At 60.4% G+C, this 8,590-nt stretch carries 6 protein-coding genes; 4 read left to right on the top strand and 2 right to left on the bottom strand.

What is annotated here, in order from left to right:
- The first annotated feature begins 326 nt into the window (after positions 1-326).
- Positions 327-2,372, top strand: a complete 2,046-nt coding sequence (gene paaZ / locus FKG94_RS26945; RefSeq protein WP_142930054.1) for a phenylacetic acid degradation bifunctional protein PaaZ — start codon at positions 327-329, stop codon at positions 2,370-2,372.
- Here the strand turns inward: paaZ and FKG94_RS26940 are convergent.
- Together FKG94_RS26940 and FKG94_RS26935 are read right to left on the bottom strand one after the other, a co-directional pair.
- The gene (locus tag FKG94_RS26940) at positions 2,359-5,103 is read right to left on the bottom strand and encodes an ATP-binding protein (RefSeq protein ID WP_142930053.1); all 2,745 of its coding nucleotides are present in this window, start codon (positions 5,101-5,103) and stop codon (positions 2,359-2,361) included. The two genes, paaZ and FKG94_RS26940, sit on opposite strands and share 14 nt — an antisense overlap.
- A 65-nt stretch (positions 5,104-5,168) precedes the next feature.
- A complete protein-coding gene (locus FKG94_RS26935) occupies positions 5,169-5,798 on the bottom strand; it encodes an acyltransferase (RefSeq protein WP_142930052.1) in 630 nt (209 codons plus the stop codon).
- 139 nt (positions 5,799-5,937) lie between these two features.
- Between FKG94_RS26935 and paaG the strand changes: the two genes are divergently transcribed.
- From paaG to pcaF, 3 genes are read left to right on the top strand one after another with little or no spacing between them, the layout of a single operon-like run.
- Complete coding sequence (gene paaG / locus FKG94_RS26930; RefSeq protein WP_142930051.1) at positions 5,938-6,729, top strand: 2-(1,2-epoxy-1,2-dihydrophenyl)acetyl-CoA isomerase PaaG; 792 nt, start codon at positions 5,938-5,940, stop codon at positions 6,727-6,729.
- A 16-nt stretch (positions 6,730-6,745) separates the two neighbouring features.
- A complete protein-coding gene (paaI, locus tag FKG94_RS26925; RefSeq protein WP_142930050.1) occupies positions 6,746-7,201 on the top strand; it encodes a hydroxyphenylacetyl-CoA thioesterase PaaI in 456 nt (151 codons plus the stop codon).
- Between the two features lie 30 nt (positions 7,202-7,231).
- Positions 7,232-8,437: a 3-oxoadipyl-CoA thiolase gene (gene pcaF / locus FKG94_RS26920; protein ID WP_142930066.1), complete on the top strand. Its 1,206-nt coding sequence runs from the start codon at positions 7,232-7,234 to the stop codon at positions 8,435-8,437.
- Positions 8,438-8,590 lie beyond the last annotated feature (153 nt).

Raw genomic sequence — 8,590 nt, 5'->3', positions numbered from 1 at the left:
GGGGGGGGGGGGGGTGTTCGGTCGTTCGGCGGCTTCGCCCCCCCCCCCCCCCCCCCCCCCCCCCCCCGACCCCTTAGGATGGGACGGCTAGCGGTGCCTTCGTTAACCGGGAGTGGCCCCCCTCGAGGGGGACACAACTAAAGTTATGTCCCCGCACCGTGCCACCGCAGGTGGTGCCAAAAACAAATTGTCCGCTTCCGCTGTTAAGCCGTCAGCCAAATAGCCCGCAAATCTTGCTTTAATTCAACGTGATACGTTACCCTTCCCTGCAAACAAAAATTACGTATCACATCTCGGGCATATCTGCCCAGCGGGAGGCTTGGACGATGAAAGTACAAAGTTACGTGGCGGGCCAATGGGTCGAGGGTGCGGGCCAGGGGGTGCAGCTTGTCAACGCGGTGAACGGCGAGCCCATAGCCGAGGCCGGCAGCCGTGGCATCGATTTCAAGGCGGTGCTGGACTATGCCCGCGACACCGGCGGTCCGGCGCTGCGGGCGTTGACGTTTCACGAGCGCGCGGCGCGCCTGAAAGCGCTGGGCAAATTGTTGTTGGCACAGAAAGAAGAGCTGTATCGCATCTCCGCCTGGACCGGTGCCACTCGCACCGACAGCTGGATCGATATCGACGGCGGTGCCGGCACCCTGTTTACCTACTCGAGCCTGGTGCGGCGGGAGTTCCCCAACGATACCGTGCTGGTGGAGGGGGAAATGGAGCACCTGTCCAAGTCCGGCAGCTTTGTCGGCCGCCATATTCTCACCGCCAAGCCGGGTGTGGCGCTCCATATCAATGCCTACAACTTTCCCTGCTGGGGCATGCTGGAAAAAATGGCCCCCAGTCTCGCCGCCGGTATGCCGGTGGTGGTAAAGCCGGCGACGGTATCCTGTTACCTCACCGCGGCGATGGTGAGGATGATTATCGACGCCGGGGTGTTTCCCGAGGGTGCCATCCAACTGATCTGCGGCAGTGCCGGCGACCTGCTCGATCATGTGACGGAACAGGATGTGGTGACGTTTACCGGTTCGGCGGCCACCGGCCGGCAATTGCGCACCCATCCGGCCATCGTAGACAATGCCGTGCCGTTCAATATGGAAGCGGATTCTTTGAATTGTGCCATTCTCGGGCGCGCCGCTGCCCCCGGAACACCGGAGTTCGATCTGTATGTCAGGGAAGTCGCCAAGGAGATGACGGTCAAGGCAGGCCAGAAATGCACCGCTATTCGCCGCGCCATAGTGCCTGCCGACTATGTCGACGCCGTGCAGGAGGCCCTGGCCGGGCGCCTGGACAAAGTCGTGGTGGGTGACCCCGACCGGGAGGGGGTGCGCATGGGGGCGCTCGTAGGTAAGGACCAGCGGGAGGACGTATGGGAGGCGGTGGCGACTCTGCAGGCTTCCGCTGCTGTGGTTTACGGCGGCCGCCGCGAGTTTGAGGTGCTGGACGCCTCGGCGCAACAGGGTGCGTTTTTTCAACCGACGCTGTTGCGCTGCGACAAGCCGCTGGCATCGACGGCGGTGCATGCGGTCGAAGCGTTTGGTCCCGTCAGTACCTTGATGCCCTATTCGACAGCCGCAGACGCTGTCGAACTGGCGCGCCTGGGCCGCGGCAGCCTGGTGGGCTCGGTGGTGACCCCGGACAACGGGGAGGCACGCGCGATAGTGCTGGGGGCGGCGGCCTATCACGGCCGCCTGTTGATTCTCAATGCGGATTGCGCCGCCGAGTCCACCGGCCACGGTTCGCCGTTGCCGGCACTGGTGCACGGCGGTCCCGGCCGCGCCGGTGGCGGCGAGGAACTGGGCGGCCTGCGCGCCGTCAAGCACTATATGCAGCGCACGGCGCTGCAGGGGTCGCCGACGACGCTGACGGCCATTACCGGGGAATACCATCGCGGCGGCGCCACGGTCAGCACCGATGTGCATCCGTTTCGCAAATACTTTGACGATCTGCAGATCGGCGAAACGCTGGTCACGCACCGCCGCACGGTTACCGAGGCGGATATCGTCAACTTCGGCTGCCTGTCCGGCGATCACTTCTACGCCCACTTCGATGAGCTGGCGGCGCAGGACTCGCTGTTTGGCAAACGGGTCGCCCACGGTTACTTTGTAATTTCCGCGGCGGCCGGTATGTTCGTCGAGCCCTCTGTGGGTCCGGTGCTGGCCAACTATGGTTTGGATAATCTGCGCTTTGTCGAGCCGGTCGGTATCGGCGACACGATTCGGGTGGCCATTACCGTTAAGCGCAAGGTCAAAAAAGACAAACGTCCCGATGAAGCACGAGCCACGGGCGTGGTGGTCTGGGCAGTGGAGGTCAGCAATCAAAACGACGAGCCGGTGGCGCTCTACGATATTCTGACCCTGGTGGAAATCAAGTCGAACTAGGGTGTTGGTCCGACCCGGGCGGGCAGCCCGCAGCCGAGTCGCCGGCGTTGTCCGCCGCCGGGTCCAGGTCGTCAAACAGCCCGATAATCTGATCCACGTTGATAGGCTTGGTAATGTATTGGTCGAAACCGGCCCGCATCGCCTCCTCTATCTGGGTGGGCATGGCGTCGGCACTCAAGGCGATGATGCGGGTCTGCTGCAAAACCGGGTCCCGCCGCAGCACCCTGACCGCGCTGATACCGTCCATGTTCGGCAAATTGATATCGAGCAGTATCAGAGCCGGTTTGAAATGCTTTGCCAGCTCGATGCCTTCTTCCGCAGTGGCCGAGGTCAACAGGGCGATATTCGGCATGGCGTCGACGATGGCTTGCATCAACTCCACACTGTGTGGATTGTCCTCCACGTACAACACTGTCATGGTGTCGGTGTTCAGCGGCAGCAGGCGGGAAGGTGATTTTTTCTCGGTAGTTGCCGCTGTGGCAATAGCTTCACCCCGCTTGAGACGCACCATAAAAACGGTGCCGTGCCCGATATGGCTATCGATGCGGATGCTGCCGTTCATCTGCTCGACGAGGAATTTAGTGAGGGACAGGCCGATGCCCGTGCCCTGAATTTCATTGTCTTCGGCATACTGCAAGCGGGTAAAGGGTTCGAAAATGCGCTCCCTGTTTTCCGGTGTGATACCGACCCCGGTATCGCTGATACTGATTTCGACCTCGTCTTCTTCCACTGGACGGGCATGAATGGTCACCGAGCCCCGATCGCGGTTGTATTTGATGGCGTTGGACAACAGGTTGATCAGAATTTGCTTGAGCCGGGTGTAGTCGGCCATTACCGTGATGGGCACTTCTTCGTAATTGACAGTGATATCGGGCTTGATGTTTTGCGCCAGTACCAGGTTCAGGCTCTCATTGACGGCTTTGTGCAAATGGCAGGTTTCCACCGACAGTTTGAGTGTGTTTCTCTCTATTTGCACCAGGTCCAACAGCTCATCGATCAGGTTCAGCAGGTGCCAGCCGGCGGATAAAATCTGCCGGTTGATGCGGCGGGAGGCGTCGGGGGTTTGTGCTGTGAATTTTCTTTCCTGCAACTGGGCGAAACCGAGAATCGCATTCATCGGTGTGCGCAGCTCATGGCTCATACGGGAGAGAAACGTGGTTTTTGCCTGGTTGGCGGCTTCGGCTTTGTCGCGGGCTTCGGCCAGTTCCTCGGCGCGTACATGGGCCGACAGATCGTGGATAACACAGACCACACTGCCGGCTGCGGCGTGGCTGCCATGCATGACGGCACCGGACAGCGACACCGGTATTCTGTGGTTTTTCCGGGTGATGGCAATACACTCTATATTGGCGATGATGTCGCCGTCGGCCAACTCGCTGACGATCGGGTTGAGGGGTTTCTCTCTTTGTGTCGCCGCCTTTCCGTTGATAATAAAATCCGCCAGCGGCCGTCCGAGGATACGGTTCTCTTCGAAGTCCAGAAGTCCCAGCGTTGCCTGATTGACTCTTTCGATAAGACCTTCCTGATTGACCACGAACAATGCATCCTGCATCGACTGGACGATATTCCAGTGATAAGACTTTTCCTGCTCGAGGGACTGGTTGGCCTTGTTGATCCTTTCCATCATGTTGCTGAAAGCCCTGGAAAGCGCACCAATTTCATCGCGGGAAGCCAAGGGCGTCGTGACGGCGGATTTGCCCTCGCCGAACCGCTGCGCCACCGCTTTCAAGTGCAAGACGGGGCTGCTGATCGATTTCGCCATCAGCAGGCCCCAAAGCAGGCTCAACAGCGCACAGGCCGCCGCCGTGCCGATCATCATGGTCAGCAGGTATGCCTGGGTGTCCCGCACCTGGTTCTCAACCAGCTCGACGGTGTTGAGAATGGTGCTTTCCAGTTTTTGTTCCTTTTCGTCGAGATAATCGAGCAGTGTCTGCGTGCTGGCCCGTTGCTCGACGGTCGATTTGGAATGCTCGACAAGTTCTGCCACCATGTTTTCGATACTGCCGGCGGTGTTTGCGGCCTGGTTGTTTTCGGGTGCCACCAGGGCCGACAGTCGTTGCGACGCCCGCTGCAGGCCGAGTTCGAATTCGATGATTTCGCGACGGGTTTCCGGGTTCGGCTGCAACATGTATTCACGGATTTCGGACAACAGGGCGTGACCCAAAGCGGACAGCTCCGCGATGACATTCAGGGTAGGCAGTATCTCTGATGCGAACCGAGCGGTATCGTTGATCGCCAGTATCTGTTCTGCCGAGCGGTTGGTTTCGGCAGTGAGGCGGGCCAATAGGTCAATTAATGCCTCTTCGGACTCCTCGGAGTTTTCGATGACGGCTTCCTTGCTGTCACTGAGTTGGATGACCTGGCGGCCGGCGGCCAGCATATCGCCGACATCGATAAGCATCTGCCGCGGGGACTGCCGCTCGCTGTCCGATTTGTCCTCGATAAAGCTTTCGAATTGAGATACGTATTGCCGCAGCATTTTTTCAGTTTCTTCGAGTGTGGCAAGGGTACCTGCATCGGTCTGTGCGGCGTATTTTCTGAGCCACGACAGGTAGGAGTAGGACCTGTCGGCAATCACCAGGGCGATTCTCTGCGAGGGGAGGGCCCGGTTTTTCAAATCCAGATAGCCCTTCATAAAGCTGATGCAGAGCAGGGCGACTGAAATCAACACCGGCACTATAGCGATACAGGCGAGTTTTGATCGAATACTCCAGTCGCGAAATCGTCTCATGTGTTACGCCCAGTCTGCGTCTTGCCCTTGCGGCGGCAATGATACTGTGTCCGGCTTTCTGTTATCTACTTTAGTTCATGATTATTGTTTTCTCCGTTTTTTAGAGTGTCTGCCAGTGTCTGGTAGTCGCCGGCGTGCAGCCGCCGCCGGCCGGGCTCGACGGCGACCAGTGGCTCTGTTTCCCGCAGGCCGGCCCGGCACCGCTGCGCCAGTTGCCGGTACTGCTCGGTGCCCTTTGTTTTCCAGGCAATTTCAGCGTCGCTCACCTGCCGGCGAATCACTGCCGGGCTGCCGGCGATAAGGCTGCGGGCGGGCGCCGCGAAGCGGGCTTTGACGAAGCTGCAGGCCCCGACAATACACTCGTCGCCGATGCGGGCGTCGTCCATGATGACGGTATTCATCCCCACCAGCGAATTGGCGCCGATGTCGCAGCCGTGCAAGACCGCCCCGTGCCCGATATGCCCGCAGGCGTGCACTGTGCAGTCTTTACCGGGAAAGGTGTGAACCACGCAGGTGTCCTGCACGTTGGCCCCTTGGCCAATCACGATGCGGCCCATATCGCCGCGCAGGCTGGCCAGTGGACCGATGTAGACCTCCGCGCCGATAATAACGTCGCCGATCAGCACGGCGCTCGGGTGCACATAGGCGCTGGGGTCCACCACCGGCGTAAGGTTATCGATACTGTAGACACTCAAGACAGCTCCCTCCGCTACTGTTGATCAACCGATAAACGGATTGCGAACAAAATGATACAAAAAAACAAACGCTATGCTAGTATTTTGTATCTTTTTTTGACCCCCGGCACGCCTGTGGCCGACCAGCGGAGCAGCGACCATGCGTTTTGAAACCATTACCTTCGACCTCGATGAGGGTGCCGCCGTCCTGACCCTCAACCGCCCGGAAACCCTCAACAGCTTCAATGAAGCCATGCATCGGGAGGTGCGCGAAGCCCTGAAAACGGTGCGCACCGATGCTTCGATTCGCTGTTTGCTGTTGACCGGGGCGGGGCGGGGATTTTGTGCCGGGCAGGACCTCGGCGACCGCAGTGTGTCTGCGGATACCGAGGTGCCGGACCTCGGTGACTCGGTGGAAAGAAACTACAATCCGCTGATTCGCGCGCTTTACGGCTTGGAGTTGCCGGTCGTCTGCGCGGTCAATGGCGTCGCGGCGGGCGCCGGTGCCAGTATCGCGATGGCGTGTGATATTGTGCTGGCGGCCAGGTCGGCGAAATTCGTCCAGGCGTTCTGCAACATCGGCGTTATTCCGGATTCCGGCGGCACCTGGGCGCTGCCGCGTCTGGTGGGTATGCCGCGGGCCAAGGGGTTGGCGTTGCTCGGGGGTAAGGTCAGCGCCGAGCAGGCCGAGCAGTGGGGCATGATCTGGCAGTGTATCGATGACGAGAAACTACAGGAGACGGCCCGGACCCTGGCCCGGCAATTGGCCCGCGCGCCGACCCGGGGGCTGGCGCTGATCAAGCGCGCCCTCAACGCCTCCACCGCCAACAGCCTCGATGAACAGTTAGAGTTGGAAAAAGAATTTATGCGCAGTGCCGGCCAGACTGAAGACTACCGCGAGGGCGTGGCGGCGTTTATGGAGAAGCGGCAGCCGAATTTTAAAGGTCGTTGAAATAAAGAGTATTGCCATGGCGAATGAAACTGCAGACAAGGCGCTGGCCTGGGACTGTGCGCGGCATCTGTTTGACCGCGATCAGGCTTCCCGGGCCCTGGGGATGGAAATTATCGATATGGGGCCGGGGTTTGCGCGGCTGACCATGGCGGTGCGGGAGGATATGGTCAACGGCCATGCCATTGCCCACGGCGGGTTGATTTTTTCCCTGGCCGACAGCGCTTTTGCGTTTGCCTGCAACAGCTATGACCGCAATACGGTGGCCCAGGGTTGCAGCATCGACTTTGTGCGCCCCGGTAAGCTGGGGGAGCGGCTCGAGGCGGTTGCCGAGGAGCGTGCCCGCGGCGGCCGCACCGGCGTGTACGACGTCACGGTATTCGGTGCTGAGCAACAGGTGGTCGCTTACTTTCGAGGCAAATGTTACGAGATTCGCGGCCGGGTATTGCCGCCGGGCGGCGCCGGGCAGGTCTAACCGCAGACAGTGGGGTAGAGAATGACAGTGATAAAAGAAGCGTTTATCTGTGATGCCGTGCGCACGCCCATCGGCCGTTATGGCGGCGCCCTGGCGGCGGTGCGTGCCGATGATCTCGGTGCGGTGCCGATCCGCGCGCTGATGGATCGCAACAGCGCAGTGGACTGGGAGCAGGTGGCCGACGTGTTCTACGGTTGTGCCAACCAGGCCGGGGAAGACAACCGCAATGTGGCGAGGATGTGCGCGCTGTTGGCGGGATTGCCGGTCACTGTGCCGGGCGCGACGATAAACCGCCTGTGCGGTTCCGGCATGGATGCCGTCGGCAGTGCCGCCCGCGCCATCAGGACCGGCGAGGCGCAACTGATGATTGCCGGCGGGGTGGAATCGATGTCGCGGGCGCCGCTGGTGATGCCAAAAGCGGATACGGCTTTCAGCCGCCGCGCCGAGCTGTTCGATACCACGATCGGCTGGCGTTTTGTCAACAAACTGCTGCAGGCTCAATACGGTATCGATTCTATGCCCGAAACTGCTGAGAACGTTGCCGAACAGTTTGCCGTCGAGCGCCGCGATCAAGACCTGTTTGCGTTGCGCAGCCAGGAGAAAGCGGCGGCGGCCATGGCGGCGGGGCGGTTGCGGCAGGAGATCACGCCCGTAGCCGTGCCCCGGCGCCGGCAGGAGCCGCTGCTGGTCGATACCGACGAACACCCGCGCGCCGATACCAGCCTCGAAGCTCTGGCCAAACTGGGTACCCCCTTCAGGGAGCAGGGAACCGTGACTGCGGGTAACGCCTCCGGTGTGAATGACGGTGCCTGTGCCTTGATACTCGCCTCCGAGGCGGCGGCCGCGCACCACGGGCTGACCCCCAAAGCCCGTATTGTCGGTATGGCCTGCGCAGGGGTCGAACCCCGTATCATGGGTATAGGTCCGGCGCCGGCGGTGACCCGGGTACTGGCGCTGACCGGACTGCAACTGGCCGATATGGATGTGATAGAGCTCAATGAGGCCTTTGCCGCCCAGGGCCTGGCGGTACTGCGGGAACTTGGGGTGGCCGATGACGATGTCCGCGTCAATCCCAACGGCGGGGCCATCGCCCTGGGCCACCCCCTGGGGATGAGTGGCGCGCGCCTGGTAACCACCGCGTTGTATGAATTGCAGTGCAGCGGTGGGCGCTACGGCCTGTGCACCATGTGTATCGGCGTGGGGCAGGGCATCGCTGTAGTTATTGAGCGTGTTTGATCACCCTAGCAATCTGATTTAATGACTGGTGTGAATCAACCGGTCATTGTAGTTTGACTTGAAGTGATACATAAATATTGAATATTTTGTGTGATTGGTATCATAATGTGTCGACTTATCCGTTGGCCGGCACAACACGGGAGCCTAAATAGC

It is taken from the genome of Exilibacterium tricleocarpae (assembly GCF_007004655.1).
Taxonomy (GTDB): domain Bacteria; phylum Pseudomonadota; class Gammaproteobacteria; order Pseudomonadales; family Cellvibrionaceae; genus Exilibacterium; species Exilibacterium tricleocarpae.
The sequence above is the reverse complement of the archived record's forward strand: the minus strand, read 5'-3'. Positions and strand labels throughout refer to the sequence as shown.

Bases quoted from the DNA above. Each gene is read 5' to 3' on its own strand.
- FKG94_RS26940 (WP_142930053.1), bottom strand. From the start codon at position 5,103: ATGAGACGATTTCGCGACTGGAGTATTCGATCAAAACTCGCCTGTATC.
- paaI (WP_142930050.1), top strand. From the start codon at position 6,746: ATGGCGAATGAAACTGCAGACAAGGCGCTGGCCTGGGACTGTGCGCGG.
- paaG (WP_142930051.1), top strand. From the start codon at position 5,938: ATGCGTTTTGAAACCATTACCTTCGACCTCGATGAGGGTGCCGCCGTC.
- paaZ (WP_142930054.1), top strand. From the start codon at position 327: ATGAAAGTACAAAGTTACGTGGCGGGCCAATGGGTCGAGGGTGCGGGC.